Annotated in this window: 14 protein-coding genes; 2 read left to right on the top strand and 12 right to left on the bottom strand. The window is 53.1% G+C overall.

What is annotated here, in order from left to right; genetic code table 11:
* Nucleotides 1–31: 31 nt before the first annotated feature.
* From idnD to ACERJC_RS06590, 3 genes are all read right to left on the bottom strand, one after another.
* Nucleotides 32–1,123, bottom strand: coding sequence for an L-idonate 5-dehydrogenase (idnD, locus tag ACERJC_RS06600; RefSeq protein WP_373671306.1), 1,092 nt, complete (start codon nucleotides 1,121–1,123; stop codon nucleotides 32–34).
* Nucleotides 1,092–2,453 carry an MFS transporter gene (locus ACERJC_RS06595; protein WP_178827008.1) on the bottom strand — a complete coding sequence of 454 codons (1,362 nt, stop codon included), beginning with the start codon at nucleotides 2,451–2,453 and terminating at the stop codon, nucleotides 1,092–1,094. The genes idnD and ACERJC_RS06595 overlap by 32 nt, the downstream gene beginning before the upstream one ends.
* 83 nt (nucleotides 2,454–2,536) lie before the next feature.
* Nucleotides 2,537–3,304: an SDR family oxidoreductase gene (locus ACERJC_RS06590; protein ID WP_286633253.1), complete on the bottom strand. Its 768-nt coding sequence runs from the start codon at nucleotides 3,302–3,304 to the stop codon at nucleotides 2,537–2,539.
* A 338-nt stretch (nucleotides 3,305–3,642) separates the two neighbouring features.
* Between ACERJC_RS06590 and ACERJC_RS06585 the strand changes: the two genes are divergently transcribed.
* Nucleotides 3,643–4,896 (top strand): enolase C-terminal domain-like protein, encoded by a 1,254-nt coding sequence (locus ACERJC_RS06585; protein WP_373671305.1) that lies wholly within the window; start codon nucleotides 3,643–3,645, stop codon nucleotides 4,894–4,896.
* Nucleotides 4,897–5,091: 195 nt separating this feature from the next.
* Here ACERJC_RS06585 and ACERJC_RS06580 read toward each other — a convergent pair whose 3' ends face one another.
* Nucleotides 5,092–5,457: a hypothetical protein gene (locus ACERJC_RS06580; protein WP_373671304.1), complete on the bottom strand. Its 366-nt coding sequence runs from the start codon at nucleotides 5,455–5,457 to the stop codon at nucleotides 5,092–5,094.
* Nucleotides 5,458–5,548: 91 nt separating this feature from the next.
* Here ACERJC_RS06580 and tam point away from each other — a divergent pair, with 91 nt between their 5' ends.
* On the top strand, nucleotides 5,549–6,307 hold the full coding sequence (gene tam, locus ACERJC_RS06575; RefSeq protein ID WP_286633714.1) for a trans-aconitate 2-methyltransferase: 759 nt from the start codon (nucleotides 5,549–5,551) through the stop codon (nucleotides 6,305–6,307).
* 70 nt (nucleotides 6,308–6,377) lie between these two features.
* Here the strand turns inward: tam and ACERJC_RS06570 are convergent, their stop codons facing one another.
* From ACERJC_RS06570 to sad, 8 genes are all read right to left on the bottom strand, one after another.
* Nucleotides 6,378–7,292: a bestrophin family protein gene (locus ACERJC_RS06570; RefSeq protein WP_373671303.1), complete on the bottom strand. Its 915-nt coding sequence runs from the start codon at nucleotides 7,290–7,292 to the stop codon at nucleotides 6,378–6,380.
* Nucleotides 7,293–7,498: 206 nt separating this feature from the next.
* Nucleotides 7,499–8,950: a tagaturonate reductase gene (locus ACERJC_RS06565; protein ID WP_373671302.1), complete on the bottom strand. Its 1,452-nt coding sequence runs from the start codon at nucleotides 8,948–8,950 to the stop codon at nucleotides 7,499–7,501.
* Nucleotides 8,951–9,056: 106 nt separating this feature from the next.
* Nucleotides 9,057–9,584, bottom strand: a complete 528-nt coding sequence (locus tag ACERJC_RS06560; RefSeq protein ID WP_286633250.1) for a GNAT family N-acetyltransferase — start codon at nucleotides 9,582–9,584, stop codon at nucleotides 9,057–9,059.
* 75 nt (nucleotides 9,585–9,659) lie between these two features.
* Complete coding sequence (locus ACERJC_RS06555; protein ID WP_373671301.1) at nucleotides 9,660–11,096, bottom strand: GGDEF domain-containing protein; 1,437 nt, start codon at nucleotides 11,094–11,096, stop codon at nucleotides 9,660–9,662.
* A gap of 193 nt (nucleotides 11,097–11,289) precedes the next feature.
* Nucleotides 11,290–11,649: a DUF4186 domain-containing protein gene (locus tag ACERJC_RS06550; RefSeq protein ID WP_178825405.1), complete on the bottom strand. Its 360-nt coding sequence runs from the start codon at nucleotides 11,647–11,649 to the stop codon at nucleotides 11,290–11,292.
* Complete coding sequence (gene glsB, locus ACERJC_RS06545) at nucleotides 11,649–12,575, bottom strand: glutaminase B (protein WP_152404726.1); 927 nt, start codon at nucleotides 12,573–12,575, stop codon at nucleotides 11,649–11,651. Before glsB ends, ACERJC_RS06550 begins: the two co-directional genes overlap by 1 nt.
* A 63-nt stretch (nucleotides 12,576–12,638) precedes the next feature.
* Entirely contained in the window at nucleotides 12,639–14,228 is a 1,590-nt protein-coding gene (locus ACERJC_RS06540) for a methyl-accepting chemotaxis protein (RefSeq protein WP_373671300.1), read from the bottom strand.
* A 101-nt stretch (nucleotides 14,229–14,329) separates the two neighbouring features.
* Complete coding sequence (sad, locus tag ACERJC_RS06535; RefSeq protein ID WP_373671299.1) at nucleotides 14,330–15,718, bottom strand: succinate-semialdehyde dehydrogenase; 1,389 nt, start codon at nucleotides 15,716–15,718, stop codon at nucleotides 14,330–14,332.
* Nucleotides 15,719–15,781: the final 63 nt, after the last annotated feature.

Below are 15,781 nucleotides of genomic sequence, written 5' to 3'. Positions count from 1 at the left end.
AACAAAGCGCCCGGCCGGGCGCTCCACAGTGTTAATCAAAACGAATGAGTACCTTCGCAGAGACATTTTTGTCGGTGGCGGTAATCAGCGCATCCTCAATTTGCTGAGGGGGAAATTCAGCGCTAATGAGAGGACGAGGATCAACGCGTCCGTCTTCCAGCCAGCGAACCGCCGTCACGAATTCGTCGATAAAGCGGAATGAACCTACCCAGTTGATCTCTTTGACCAGCATTGATGAGACCGGCCAACTGACCGGGCTTGCTCCCATCCCTACCTGGACAATGGTTCCGGCAGGACGAGTGAAATCCACGGTTGATGCCACGGCGCCCGGTGCGCCAGAGGCCTCAAACACAACGTCAAAATAGCCTTTTCGTTGCTGATAATGCGCCACCTGCCCTTCATCTCGTGGATCCATCGTGGCAGTTGCCCCCATCTGACGTGCCAGTTCCAGGCAGCGCGGGCTGAGATCGGAGGCCACCAGTTCAGACGCTCCGGCACTGCGCGCGGCGGCAAGAATCAGACAACCAATGGGACCCGCGCCTATCACCAGTACGCGTTTTCCGGTCAACTGCCCTGCCACTTTTACCGCGTGAATAGCGACCGCCAGCGGTTCTGAAAAAGCCATCACGTTCGCAGAAACGCGACTGTCGTACGGGACACATTGATCCGGTTTCACCACCACATATTCAGAAAAACCGCCATTCACATGAGGATTGAACTGCGCACTGCCCATAAATCGCATCGATCCACACAGGTTCTGATGGCCGGAAAGGCACATTTCGCACTGATTACAAGGGCTGGACGGATTCACCGCAACCGCCTGACCGACAGTCAGATTGCTTCCAGCCGGGACTTTGCTGACCACACCGACAAACTCATGACCAATCACCATGGGGTGTTTGAGAATCGACATCCCTGCCCGCCCATGTTGGTAGTAGTGAATATCAGAGCCACAGATGCCGCCACAGGCCACCTTCACAACAACGTCATTTTCTCCACGTTCTATTTCGCGTGATTCAAAACGTACGTCTTTTTCCGCATGTGCCAGGCAAGCGTTACAGGTTATTTTTTCCATTTTCATCATGACCTCATTATTTGTTGGCAGTTGCCGGATTAATTGCATTCTTATCCACGGTGTCGGCATTCTTTTTTTCGGGAACGATCACCTCAATTTTTCCGACCAGGAAAAGGTAGGCTAATAAGCCCAGCCCGGCGATGCCTGCGATATACCACATGGCATACTGGAAATTTTGTGTGCGCTGGAGAATAACCCCAATGACAATGGGACTCACGATCCCCGAAAGATTACCGCAAATATTTAAAAATCCACCCATGGTGCCGAGGAAATTACGCGGAATGACATCACTCCAGACAACCCAACCCAGATTGGAAAAGGCATTAGCAAAGAACGCGATTGACAGAATCACAATCGCAATGACCGGTTGGTCTTCAAAGAAATTGACCAGACCAATAATCATCGTGACACACAGTCCTGCCATCACCGGTAATTTTCGGGCCAGCGTTCTGGATTTACCCTTCTTAAGCAGCATATCGCTTAAAGTGCCGCCGCAGAGAACACCAAACATCGCCATAATATAGGGCAGCATGGCACCAATACCGGCTTTAGAAATTGAGAGGTGCAGCCCTTTCTCCAGGTAGACAATAAACCAGGTCAGGAAAAAATAGAGTGTGGACGAACAGGCAAACTGAGTAATGAACAGTCCCCAGATAGTCTTTTTGCTCAGAAAGAATTTAATATCATGCCAGCTGATTTTCTCGCTAACGGTGGACTGGTTGGCTGAACCATAGCCACCGCCTGCTTTAATGTAGTCCAGTTCAGCCTGGTTCACAGAGGTGCTGTGTTGCGGATCGCGATAATACAATAACCAGTAGATACCGAACAGAATCCCCGCGCCGCCAGACAGGTAGAAAGACATCTCCCAACCGTAATTGGCCACAATAAAGGAGAGTGCCGGCGTCAGTAAGGCCAGCCCGATATATTGTGCGCTGGAGTAAATCGCGGTGGCGCGTGCGCGTTCATGATCCGGGAACCAGGTGGCGATTATTTTCGTATTGGATGGGAAAGACGGCGCTTCAGCAACACCGATTAATGCGCGACAGGCCAGCAACATCGCAAATGACGCCGTCGCCGTTGCGAATAAATGATGCGAAGCAAATCCCATCATAAAGGTAAAAATACTCCACAGAATAATCGCGCCACCGTAAAGAATACGTGAACCGATGCGATCAAGGACATAGCCGACAGGAATTTGACTGGCAGCATAGGCCCAGGTAAACATGGAGAAAAGCAAGCCCAATTGGGTGGGTGTCAGACTGAAGTCATTCTGGATATTCGTTCCCGCAACGGCAAGATTGGCGCGATCCATATAATTAATTGCAGTCACAATAAACAGCAATGTGAGAATAAAGAGTCGTGATCTTGAAGCCTTCATAATAATACCTGTGTTATATCGGCATGCTGAGTAATAAACACATGCCGTGAATTTTAAAGGCGAGTCATTAGCGTACTTACGGCTTACAGTACGGCGAGCCAGCCACCATCAACATAAATAATTTGCCCGTTGATGTAATCAGATGCTTTAGAGGATAAGAAGACAGCGGTACCGATTAACTCTTCCGGACGGCCCCAACGCTGAGAGGGGTTACTGCTTTTCACCCAACTGTCGAACTGCTTGTCCTCGATAAGCGCCGTATTCATGTCTGTCAGAATGTAACCCGGCCCAATGGCATTGGTCTGGATATTAAACTGCGCCCATTCGGCTGCCATCGAGCAGGTGAGCATTTTGATCCCCCCTTTCGCCGCGGTGTACGGGGCAACGGTCGGACGGGCCGCCTGACTGGTGAGGGAACCGATATTAATAATTTTGCCGCCACTGTTACGCGCAATCATCCGTTTCGCCGCCGCGCGGGAGACCAGAAACGCGCTGGTCAGGTTGGTATCGATAACCTTCTGCCAGTTTTCCAGCTCCAGTTCGACCATCGGTTTACGGTACTGGATGCCAGCGTTATTGATCAGGATATCGACATCGATTCCCTGTGCATCCAGTTTGCTGAAGGCAGCTTCAATCGCCTGTTCATCGGTAACGTCAAACGCCACCCCGTGCGCGTCGTAGCCTTTGCTTGCCAGTGAATCCACCGACTCTGCCAGCAGTGCATCGCGAATATCATTCAGAATGACCCGGGCACCCGCAGCGGCAAGCCCCTCCGCGTAGGCAAACCCCAGCCCACGCGCAGATCCTGTTACCAGTGCCGTTTTCCCCGTTAAGTCAAATAAAGCGCTCATGTTGTTTTTCTCCCTCGATTAACTTGTATGACGACTGTCTTATTTAAGGTTGAATTTTCACTTGGATAAAATCAACAACCCGCCCATGAATTTGCAACAAAGATCACAAACAGTTGAGATTCACATCACTTCAAATCATTGTATATCATGCAGTTAAATGAAATTAAAAATTCAGAGTCACAGGCAATTTGATCATCATCACAGAATGGCACTTTCAATATCGCGCGCTAAAGGAAGCGTGATATAACAACATCAAGTTGTAGGACAACTTACAAATAAGGGTCATGTTATTTTTAACAGTATGACATGCCGTAAATACGCTGAGTTGAGGAGTGAAAGTGAGTAACCTGAAAATTACCAATGTAAAAACGATTCTAACGGCGCCCGGCGGAATTGACCTGGCGGTCGTTAAGATTGAGACCAACGAGCCGGGACTGTATGGTCTGGGATGCGCAACATTTACCCAACGTATCTTCGCGGTAAAAAGCGCGATCGATGAGTACATGGCCCCTTTTCTGATGGGTAAAGATCCGACGCGTATTGAAGATATCTGGCAGTCGGGTGCGGTGAGCGGTTACTGGCGCAATGGACCTGTCATGAACAATGCGTTGTCCGGTGTGGACATGGCGCTGTGGGATATCAAGGGTAAACTGGCGGGCATGCCGGTTTACGACCTGCTGGGTGGCAAATGTCGCGATGGGATCCCCCTGTACTGCCACACCGATGGTGGCGATGAAGTCGAAGTGGAAGATAACATCCGCGCCAGAATGGAAGAAGGCTACCAGTATGTTCGCTGTCAGATGGGCATGTACGGCGGCGCAGGGACCGACGACCTCAAACTGATCGCCACACAACTGGCGCGTGCGAAGAACATTCAGCCGAAGCGTTCACCGCGTAGTAAAACGGCCGGTATCTACTTTGATCCGGACGCCTATGCAAAAAGCGTTCCGCGTCTGTTCGAGCATTTGCGTAACAAACTCGGCTTTGGTATCGAATTTATCCATGATGTGCATGAGCGCGTGACGCCGGTGACGGCGATTAATCTGGCAAAGACGCTCGAACAGTATCAGCTATTTTATCTTGAAGATCCGGTCGCGCCGGAAAATATCGACTGGCTTAAAATGCTGCGCCAGCAGTCTTCAACACCGATTTCTATGGGTGAGCTGTTTGTGAATGTGAATGAGTGGAAGCCGCTCATCGATAACAAACTGATCGACTATATTCGCTGCCACGTGAGCACCATCGGCGGGATTACGCCAGCGAAGAAACTCGCCGTCTACAGCGAACTGAACGGCGTACGTACTGCATGGCACGGGCCAGGAGACATCTCCCCGGTCGGGGTCAGCGCTAATATGCATCTTGATTTGAGCTCGCCGAACTTTGGCATTCAGGAGTACACGCCAATGAACGACGCGCTGCGCGATGTCTTCCCTGGCTGCCCGGAGATAGACCAGGGTTATGCGTACCTGAACGATAAGCCGGGGCTGGGTATCGATATCGATGAAGCCAAAGCAGCAAAATATCCGTGCGAGGGAGGGATCCCGTCCTGGACAATGGCACGTACGCCTGACGGTACGGCCTCAAGACCGTAAATCCGTAAATAATGATGACCCGGTTGATGATTGCCGGGTCGTTTTAACTGTCTTTCAACCTCTGCTCATCGCATGACATCTACTCTCCCTTCTTCAATGTATAGCGTTTAGATATACATTTGCTACGGTCTCTGGCCCATACCGCCGCAATGCCCCCGAATCAGTTCCCGTAGTGGTACGTCCTGTACGGCTGACTCACCAGGCTTCAGGCTCTCTTAGCATATGGACGATGTTGCACGGATTCATGATCCAGCCGCCGTTGAAGCCGTCGGGTAACGGTTCTACGGCATCACAGCGTACGACGCCGCATTGTTCGGCGTATTCTTCTGCGGCACTGAAATGGGGCGTGAATAATTCCAGCCAGAGTTCAGCCTGACTGAGTCCCGGCGCTTCATCAATCCAGAGTTTGTTCGGTCCGAGTTCGAATCCGACCGCTGGCGGCTTATCGGTAATTTCAGGCAGACCAATAATGTTCCGATAAAAATCAATCGTCTGTTGATACTGATGTGATGGCACCTTCATCGCGATGTCGATGCCACCTTTGATATCTGGTTTATTCATAAGGAATTTCCTTACCGATGGCGGGCAATACTAAACTAGTATAGTTCATACGGTGTGCCCGCTTAGCTAACCCATCACAGGAGAATTGATGATGTCCGACTGGAATCCGGCGCTATATATGCAGTACGGTGCAGAACGCTCAAGACCCGCCGCTGAGCTGCTGGCCAGAATTCAACTTGAGCATGTCTCTTCTGTGGTGGATTTGGGTTGCGGGCCCGGTAACAGTACGTCGTTACTGCAACAGCGCTGGCCTGGCGCGAGTATTACCGGCGTGGATACCTCCCCGGCGATGCTGGATGAGGCGCGAAATGCCTTGCCTAATTGTCATTTCGTTGAAGCAGACATTCGTCAGTTTCAGCCCGTTACGCCGCCCGATGTCATTTACGCAAATGCCTCACTGCAGTGGATCCCCGATCATTATGCGTTATTTCCCCGGCTGGTCGCCCTGCTTAAAGATAATGGCATTCTGGCCGTTCAAATGCCGGATAACATGCTTGAGCCTTCGCATGTGCTGATGCGGGAGGTGGCTTATGAACAGGATTATCCGAATCGTGGTCGCGACGCCCTGCCCGGCGTTCACGCGTATTACGACATTCTGAGCGAGGCGGGATGCGACGTGGACATCTGGCGCACGACCTATTACCACAAAATGCGTTCGCATCAGGCGATCGTTGACTGGGTCAGCGCGACGGGATTGCGCCCCTGGCTGCGGGATCTGAATGCACACGAACAGCAACAATTTCTGAATCGCTATCATCAACTGCTACAGGAGCAATACCCGCTGCAGGAAGATGGCCAGATACTGCTGGCATTTCCCCGCCTGTTTATGGTTGCGCGTCGCCAGTCCTGATCTCAGTCTCTCAGTATACTGACCGCTTTCCTGGCGGCCAGTTTTGCTTCCTGTTTCGGTCTGTCACTCTTTACGTCAACTGGTAGTGTTTGTCCGGCATCCGTTTCGGCGGAATGGCCGATTCATCATTCATCTGCAAGAGGTCAATTTCGATAGCGTTGCAAATGGCATCAAGGGGTAAATCATTATTTTCGGTGCCGAAGGGATCCTCCAGCTCTTCTGCCAGCGCGTCCAGAGAAATAAAAGTGTAGGAGATGAGTACCGAAATAAAGGGAGTCATGTAGTGCAGGTCAACCACCAGGGCAAAAGGCAGCATGATGCAAAACAGATAAACCGTACGATGGAGGATCAGCGTATAGGCAAACGGCACGGGCGTATTGGCAATTCTTTCGCATCCGGCAAGCACGGCGGACATGTCGTTTAACCGATTGTTCAGACTATGAAATAAGATATCCGATAGCTGTCCGTCTCGTCGACGCGTCGCCAGCCATTCTCCCATCATCAGCAAAATTCGGTTTGCCGGAGAGTGAGCAGCAAACACGCGCTGTAGATCTTCCGCGCTAAGATACTTCGCAATCGGTCCAGCCTGTGGTTTGCGCCGCAGCATCATGCGCAGGCAGTGAGCAAAGGCGATTTGTAGGCGGACAAACTGCCCTAACTCGCGGTCATCCGGTAAAACCGTCTTGACCTCCCGCAGCAACGAACGGGAAGCGATCATCAGTTGCCCCCAGAGTTGACGCGCCTCGACATAACGGGAGTAACAGGCGTTATTGCGAAAGCCCAAAAAGATAGCGATCGCCACGCCGAGTATGCTAAACGGTGCGAGAGTAAATTTGATGCCCAGCATCGTGTACCACGGCAGCAGGACGATCACGGCAATAGACAGCAGGAAATTGAGCAGTAAACGAGAAGAGATTTTTGCTAACACGGAACCATGCCAGACGAATATCAGGCGTAACCAGTGCTGTTGTGGACGAACGATCATGACGGTGTTCTGGAAAGAGACGAATCTGACCATTAAACGTGATCTGGATCAAACATTCAAGCGAGTTAAAAGTGACATTGTCACTTGCTTAGTGCTGGACGGGCTCTTTTCAGCGCAGGACTTACAGACGGGATAAGTAGTTAACTACATTGTATGTTGTAACTACATGGTTCTGCTAAGAAACCCGGTCTTAGCCGGGTCCTGTATTAGCACAGCGGTTTCACCGCTTCGCGCATTCCCTTCGTCAGAATGGCATCGAGATCGGCCGTCACCTGCTCAACCAGCCCCGCCACCTTCGTCAGGTCTTGCTCCCAGTGCGCTTCTACTGCCAGAACGTTACTCACCAGTTGCTGAGTACCGATCTGGCGATCGCCATGCTGGCTCCAGAGCTGCTGGAAACGGGTAAGCCAGTGCGCATCATCCTGAACCGGATAAGATTCCCCGTCACGCTCACCCCGATAGAACGCAATCAGCGCGGCTAAGGCGAATGTCAGACGAGCCGGCAGTTTGCCATTCGCCTTCTGCCCTGCCAGTAACTGCGGGAGAATACGGGTACGGAATTTGGTCATCCCGTTTAGCGCAATCGACAGCAACTGATGCTTGATGTACGGGTTGCGGAAACGTCCGGTTACCGCGCTGGCAAATGATTCCAGTTCATCACGCGGCAGATCGAGAACCGGGATGATCTCGTCATAAATCGCTTTTTCAACAAAGGCGCAGATCTCTGCGTCATTCATCGCCTCGCCGACCGTATCCAGTCCGGCCTGGAATGCCACCGGCACCAGCGCGGTGTGTGCACCGTTGAGGATGGCGACTTTGCGCTCTTTATACGGTTTGATGTCGTCGACAATCAAAACGTTAAGCGGATATTTGTCGAGACGCAGTTCTGCGGCCAGTGATTTCGGCCCCTGAATGACAAACAGATAGAAGTGTTCGGCGGTATCGAGGAAACCATCGTGATAGCCCAGGTCAGCTTCCAGCTGCGCCGCTTCATCGCGCGGGTAACCGGTGACGATACGGTCCACCAGCGTAGAACAGAAGACGTTTGCCCGATCCAGCCAGGTAATAAATGCCGCAGGCAGCGCCCACTCTTGCGCATAGCGCAGCACCAGTTCACGCAGCGCATCACCATTATAATCAATCAGTTCGCAAGGGATGATGACCCAGCCTTTATCCTGCGCGCCGTTGAAATGGCTGTAGCGTTCGAACAGCAGACGCGTTAGTTTCGCCGGATAACTTACCGCCGGCGCATCATCAAATTTATCGCCAGCGTGATAGCTGATGCCCGCTTCCGTGGTGTTAGAGAACACAAAACGCATCTCAGGATTGTGCGCCAGTTTCAGGAACGCATCGTAATCACCGTAAACGCTGATTTCACGATTCACTGAACGAATCAGGCGGGCATCGCTGACGGCTTCTCCCTGTTCATTCAGACCACGAATGATTGTGGTGTAAAGGCCATCCTGTGTACTGAGTGACGGTGGGAATGTGCTTTCAATAGGTCGAACAATGACCACACCAGAATTCAGATCGGTATGTTCATTCAGGAGATCTACTTGCCAGTCAACAAAGGCGCGAAGGAAGTTACCTTCACCAAACTGAATAATGCGTTCAGGATAGTGAGCACCGGGAAAATCGCGACGGTTAAGTGTTTTCACAATGGGTTCCCTTTCGATTAGTCATACAACCTGATTAAATTGGTAGAACAGGTTAGCAAAACTTTACGAGAGTAAAACCCTGTTTTGATCAATTCATGACGACTATTTATAGAGATTTATAGAAAATCGTGGTGCCGGTCAGCTTTCCATCAGGCATCAGCGCATAGTTCGGGATCTCACCCGCTTTGAGCCAGCCACAAGAGTGGTAGAACAACTCAGCATCGCTTCCCGTTGCCGTATCCAGCACCAGCTGTGTTTTGTGCTGTTGTGCTGCGCTCGCTTCCAGCGCCATCATGAGCTGGCGGGCGAGTCCCTGACGACGAGCGCTGGAGTGAACGAGAAGTTTCGCGACGTCCGCGCGATGAGGTTGATTTTCCGGTTGCTGGACAATGAGTTGAACCGTACCGACCATTACGCCAGAAGCGTTGTCGACCGCAAGAACGACGCGCTCTCCTCTACTCACGCTTTGCGCGACGCCATGCCAGAACGCACGCGCTTTTGACGGTTCAAACGGTAAAACAAAACTGACCGATGCGCCGCGCGTCACGCAGTCGATCAGGACGTCACAGAGCTCATCAATTCTTGCCTCGATGGCTCCTGCGTCCAGCACATAACAGGGTTTTGATGGGGGCATGTTGTCTCCTTAAATTGAGACAACACCATGCACTTAACATTGTGATAACACAACGGGGAATAACATAGGATATTGTTATGCCAGATCGCTTTCGGTAAAGACTGCACTGCCGGTCCGGCGGTCGCTGGTACGATTTCGACCTTCGTTCTTCGAACGGTAGAGGCATTCATCCGCTTCAACCATCAATTTGTTAAATACGTCCGTCAGCAAATGGGGGCCGATACTGCCGTTCCCCAGGCCAATGCTCACCGTCATATAGATGTTCTGCTGGTTCCAGGTGAAGGGTTGCTGCGCCACCGCCTTACGGATGTTTTCCGCCAGAAGCATTCCCTCTTCAGGGTGCGTCGAAGGTACCACGACGACAAACTCTTCCCCTCCCATACGCGCCACCAGTCCCCGATCGCCGACAATCTGCTGAATACGCTGCGCAAACACGCTCAGCACCAGATCGCCACATTCATGGCCGAAGTTGTCATTAATGCTCTTGAAATAGTCGATATCCAGCAGCATGACGGTAATATGCTGTGAGCGCGAATATTCCTGGCGCTTCAGCGCTTCATAGAGTCCGGAACGGGAATAGACCTGGGTGAGAAAATCGAAATCGGCGCGCAGGGAAACCTGCTTCATCAAGGAATTAATCGCCGCTACGCTGACTGAAACCATAATGGGACAAATCGCCATCGTGGCAATTCCCAGTCGTGCAGAGAACATCTGCGGCGTAGACAATGGCGACTCCACCGCGATATTGATAATCGAATTTGCCACCAGCACGATTTCAACGGCACCGGTAAGAAAGGTCAGCAGACAGGTGACCTGCGGCGTATAACGCACCGCACACCAGATCAGCGCCGGCAGCGGAAAAGCCAGGCTTCCGGCACCGCCAATAATGACCGACGCCAGTACCGAGATAATTAACGCCGCCACCGGCATCAGTTGTTCTGGCTTAAAGCGTTTGACCGCACCGGGAATACCCAGCGTCAGCATACAGGGCACAATCAGCACCCCTGTCGAGAATTGTTCGCTAAACCAGTCAGCAACCAGCGGCCAGAATGAAAGTCGGTCGATGCCAACGGACCCCATCGCCCCCAATATTGCGCAGAGCAGCGCCGCTACCAGACAGTAATTAAATAAGCGTAAGGCACTGATGGGCTCATATTTATTTTTCCCCAGTCGTTTATCGCGGATCACCAGTTGGGCGACAACCACGATAAACACCATGTTGGAGAGATTAATGACAAGCGACACCCAACCCCACTCGGTGGTGATCGCATCATAACCCAACATCGCAACGTAGCTGACGGCATAATAATGCAGTTTATTAAGCCAGACATAGCGGGCAAAAACCCCGGCGATCACGCCGTTTAGCGGCCAGAACAGAGAAAGTTCATGCACCAGACGCAGTTCCGCACCAATAAAGTAGAACAGTGTCGTTAAAGCAAAAATAGCGCTGGCGTTACGCAGTGGATGGCCTTCCTGAAACAACCGGAAAGACGGAATGTGGAGTGCGTGCATTAAATATCTATCCATATAATTGCCGTTGGCAATTATCTCTGGGTAATGATTATATTATTTAAGAGAATAGCATGAATTATTCTCAAAGATAGTCATCCCCCGCTGCGTTAACCTATTATTTTGTTAAATCCCCTGCCATTAACCCTGGTTATTAAATGGGTATTTTCAGGGAGCGGTTGTAACCATTTAATTATTACTGTTTATTCATTTGGATAACTAACCAGTGATGGATAACAGCAACCACATACCGTTGTTGCTCGTCGCTCAGCGGCTGTCCCTGCGCGATATTATGCCATTTAGCAAGACAACCGCGACAGCAGGTCGCCGTGGCGTGCTGGGCGATAAACACCGGATGACCGCGCATCGGCGTTTGCTTGCCATCATTGACAGGCATCGCCGGAGCAAGCCGCTGCGCCACAAAATCCGCAGCATGCCTGTCGATAACCTCAGCCCCTTTATCCCAGCAATACTGTCTCTCTTTTGTTCCCAGACGAAAACGGGAACGAAACGTCGAGCGCGACAGACGGGCAAAAAGTGGATCAAACGTGTTCATCAGTACACTGAGCGTCCTAATCGTTGAGTGAGTTGTTCCAGAACCGCAATGCCTGCCAGCGAATTACCGGTTGGATCCAGTTCCGGGCTCCAGACGGCGATCGCCATCTCATGCGGCACAATCGCGACAATTCCCCCACCAACGCCAGACTTCGCGGGTAAACCAACACGCCACGCAAACTCTCCGGCGTTCTGATACATTCCGCTGGTCGCCATCAGCGCATTGATCTGTCGCGCCTGCATCGGCGTCACCACGGGCTCATCGAGATGAAACGCTTTTCCCTGGTTAGCAAGAAAGACAAAGGTCTTCGCCAGCTCTACGCAGCTCATTTTTAGCGCGCAGTAATGAAAATAGTTTTGCAGGACCGTCGTGACGTCATGGTGAAAATTGCCGAAGGATTTCATCAGCCAGGCGATGGCGGCATTGCGGGCGGAATGTTCGAACTCCGAACGAGCCACCACCGCATCATAAGCGATATCGGCCACGCCGCTCAGCGCGCGCACCACTTCCAGCATACGTTGACGCGGTGCGCTGAGTCGTCCCTGCAACATGTCGCAGACGACCAGCGCCCCGGCATTAATAAACGGATTGCGCGGGATGCCGTGTTCCATTTCTAACTGTACCAGCGAGTTAAACGGCGAGCCGGACGGATCTTTCCCCACCCGTTGCCAGATCTCATCCTCTGAATAGTGACGCATCGCCACCACCAGACTGAGCACCTTCGAAATCGACTGAATGGAAAAGCGCTCTGTCGCATCTCCGGCATGCCAGAGCTGTCCCTCCACGGTGCAAATCGCAATACCCAGTCGGGAACCCTCAACCGAAGCAAGCGCAGGAATATAATCCGCCACGTTGCCCTGACCAATCAGCGGGCGAACCTCTGTCAGAATGGTCTCTAAAATTGAATTGTCCAGGGTGATTGCCACACCACACTCCTTGCCGGCCGGTCTGAAAAGGGCTGCGAGTATAGCAGAGCTAAATACCTCGCGTCAGGCCGGAAGACGGAATCTCGCCACGGCGTGAATCAACTGATGCGATTCATTATGCAACTGCCGTGAAGAGGCCGATGCGGTATCCACCAGCTCGCGGGTGTCGCGGGCAACCAGATTCAGCGCCTGCAACTGACGCGTCATCTGGTGGATTCGGGTTCCCTGATGCAGCGTTGCGGCTGAGATATCATTCAGCGAGGCGCCCAGATTCTCCACCAGCGCGATCACCTGTTGCAGATTTTCTTCCAGATGCGTCACCGCACTCGACCCTTCTTCTATTCCCTGCAATGAATGATAGATCAGCGCCTGAATATCCTGCGTAGACTGACTGCTCTTGCGCGCCAGCAGCCCCACTTCTTTTGCCACCACCGCAAAGCCGCGTCCTTGCTCACCGGCATGGGCGGCTTCAATGGCCGCGTTCAGCGCCAGGATGTTGGTCTGGAAGGCGACATTATCAATCAGCGCAATAATCCCGCGCATCTCTGCCGAGCGCGCCACGATCGCCTGCATCGAACGATTCACCGTGTCCATCATTCTGTCACCGCCAGCCGCAATGGTACGGGCTTCTTCCGCCCGCTGATTCGCCAGTTGGGCAAACCCGCTGTTATCTTCAACGTGCGTTTCCAGCACAGAAATATGCGAGGTAACGTTATTCAGCTCCTCGTTCTGTTTTTCGGACTGTTGATACAGGCGCGTATTGTTCTGCGCCAGCCTTTCGATATTGTCGGCCATCGCCGTGGTCGCCTTGCTGACCTGTCGGACTAACTCGCGCAGTCCCTGCTGCATCGAGCCGATACGCACGTGGAGTTGCGACACTTCCCGGTTCGCCCCGGACACTGCAGGAAGCGGTTGTGAAAGATCGCCAGCCGCCAGAATGTCGATGAACGCTATCAGCCGACGCAGCGGAGAAATGACCCAGCGCGACATCCCCCACCAGACCGCAACCGCAATAGCCAGCAGCACCCCCGGCAGTACCAAAAACAGATGCTGGAGATCCAACAGGCGATCCAGCAACTGCTGCCGTCCGCTTTCCCGCGCCTGCGCGCTGACCTTTTGCACTCTGGCATAGTTATCATTGAAGTCGGCCTGAAATGCCTGAATGGGCACGGCGAAGAACGCATCAATCGACTGCGTCTGGCTTAATCCTGCCACTTGTTCCTGAATGCCGCCGCTAAAGCGCTGATAGCTGTCGACCAGCCCGTCGTCCGCCTGCGGGTTCATCTCGCGCCACGCCTGCCATGCGGTTGTCGACTGGGTTAACGCCTGTCGGGCTTCGTCGATCAGCGGCTGCCAGCTTCCTTCAGAACCCGTGGCGGCATCCTGCATAAAGTAGACCCCCGCCCGGTTGAGCAGATCGCTGGCCGTCAGTAGCGCAATCCGCGCCTCTTCGACCTTTGTCTGCTGACGCAACGCCAGTTGGTTACGCTGTTCATTTTCCCGGGCCTGGCTAACTGAAAATGACAGCATCAGTGACGAGGTCAGTTGCAGTACGGAAAACAACGCAATGATGCAAAAAATCCCGGTCAACAGGCCAAACTGCTGCGGTAAAAAACGGCGCGCCAGGCGACGTAAAGTTTGAGTTAAGTTCATAATATTCTTCAGTATCAACACGTTAATCGCGAGTCTACGAAGCGTAAATGACAAAACTATGGCAGAAATGTGACAAGACGCCCCGCAGGGCGTCAGAAAGATCAGCGTCGGTTCTTCCAGACGGTCTGCACGTTACAAAATTCATGCAGGCCAAAGTGCGAGAGCTCGCGACCAAAACCGCTCTTCTTCACGCCACCAAACGCGACCCGGGCATCGCTGGCGCTAAAACCGTTAATAAAGACACCGCCGCATTCCAGACGCGCAGCCATCTCCTGTGCACGGGCTTCATCGGCGGTAAAGAGGGTTGCGGACAGACCAAAATCACTGCAGTTTGCCATCTTCAGCGCGTGTTCGGCACTCTTCGCCACGCCGATCGCCGCAACCGGTCCGAAGAGTTCCTCACGAAACGCGGTCATCTCTGGGGTCACATTCGCCAGCACGGTGACCGGATAATAGCTCCCACCGGTGGAAGGCTTCTCGCCGCCAAGCAATAGCTGAGCGCCTTCGGCGATCGTAGCCAGCACCTGCTGATGCAATTCATCGCGCAGATCGGCACGCGCCATTGGGCCGAGTTCAGTCTCCTCCGCCAGCGGATCGCCCTGCTTCAGCGCGCCCGCTGCCGCCACAAAGCGCTCGATAAAGCGCTCCGCGATCCCCTCTTCGAGGATAAAGCGTTTCGCCGCCGCGCAAACCTGTCCGCTATTCTGATAGCGCCCGGCCACTGCCGCCTTCACCGCCAGATCCAGATCGGCATCGTTAAGCACAATAAACGGATCGGAACCGCCCAACTCCAGCACGCATTTTTTCAGCGCCGCACCGGCCTGAGCGCCAATGGCCGCCCCGGCTCGCACGCTGCCGGTCACCGTAACCGCCGCAATTCGCGGATCCTGAATCAGCGTACTGACGCCCTGATTATCCGCATTCAGCCAGCCGTAAACGCCAGCGGGGATCGCCGCGTCGGCAAAGACCTGGTTTATTATCTGCGCACAGCCGGTGACGTTGGGCGCAGGCTTGAGCAAATACCCATTCCCGGCCAGTAAAATCGGCACCGCCCCGCGCAGTACCTGCCACAAAGGAAAATTCCACGGCATCACCGCCAGCACGGTGCCTAAGGGACGATACTCAATCACCGCCTGATGGTTTTCCACCTGTGTCGGTTCGGCGGCCAGCATCGCCGGACCGTGTTCCGCATACCAGTCGCACAGCGCCGCCGATTTGGCGACCTCCGCACGCGCCTGCTTAATGGGTTTGCCCATCTCGCGGGTAATGCACTGCGCCATCTCTTCGCCACGCGCACGTAAGGCCTCGCCGATATCGCGTAATTTCTGCGCCCGATGCGCTGGCGTCGTCAGTTTCCAGCCGCGCAATCCCGCAGCAGCACACTGTAACGCCTGCTCGATTTCCTGAGCCGTAGACCACGGCAGCGCCGAAAGGTGTTCGCCATTATGCGGGTTGGTGGAAATGGCATGGGTTGCCGATGAAATCGTCATACTGTCTCTCCGTGGTTCTTGATGTCATCATCATGGACGCGTTTACTCTTTCCGAAAAATGAA

The organism is Citrobacter telavivensis, from assembly GCF_041807075.1.
Classification (GTDB): domain Bacteria; phylum Pseudomonadota; class Gammaproteobacteria; order Enterobacterales; family Enterobacteriaceae; genus Citrobacter_A; species Citrobacter_A telavivensis.
The sequence above is the reverse complement of the archived record's forward strand: the minus strand, read 5'-3'. Positions and strand labels throughout refer to the sequence as shown.

Coding starts and splice junctions, on each gene's coding strand:
- ACERJC_RS06580 (WP_373671304.1), bottom strand. CDS start 5,457: ATGAATAAACCAGATATCAAAGGTGGCATCGACATCGCGATGAAGGTG.
- ACERJC_RS06555 (WP_373671301.1), bottom strand. CDS start 11,096: ATGCACGCACTCCACATTCCGTCTTTCCGGTTGTTTCAGGAAGGCCAT.
- idnD (WP_373671306.1), bottom strand. CDS start 1,123: ATGCAATTAATCCGGCAACTGCCAACAAATAATGAGGTCATGATGAAA.
- ACERJC_RS06550 (WP_178825405.1), bottom strand. CDS start 11,649: ATGAACACGTTTGATCCACTTTTTGCCCGTCTGTCGCGCTCGACGTTT.
- ACERJC_RS06595 (WP_178827008.1), bottom strand. CDS start 2,453: ATGAAGGCTTCAAGATCACGACTCTTTATTCTCACATTGCTGTTTATT.
- ACERJC_RS06590 (WP_286633253.1), bottom strand. CDS start 3,304: ATGAGCGCTTTATTTGACTTAACGGGGAAAACGGCACTGGTAACAGGA.
- ACERJC_RS06560 (WP_286633250.1), bottom strand. CDS start 9,584: ATGCCCCCATCAAAACCCTGTTATGTGCTGGACGCAGGAGCCATCGAG.
- sad (WP_373671299.1), bottom strand. CDS start 15,718: ATGACGATTTCATCGGCAACCCATGCCATTTCCACCAACCCGCATAAT.
- ACERJC_RS06570 (WP_373671303.1), bottom strand. CDS start 7,292: ATGATCGTTCGTCCACAACAGCACTGGTTACGCCTGATATTCGTCTGG.
- ACERJC_RS06540 (WP_373671300.1), bottom strand. CDS start 14,228: ATGAACTTAACTCAAACTTTACGTCGCCTGGCGCGCCGTTTTTTACCG.
- tam (WP_286633714.1), top strand. CDS start 5,549: ATGTCCGACTGGAATCCGGCGCTATATATGCAGTACGGTGCAGAACGC.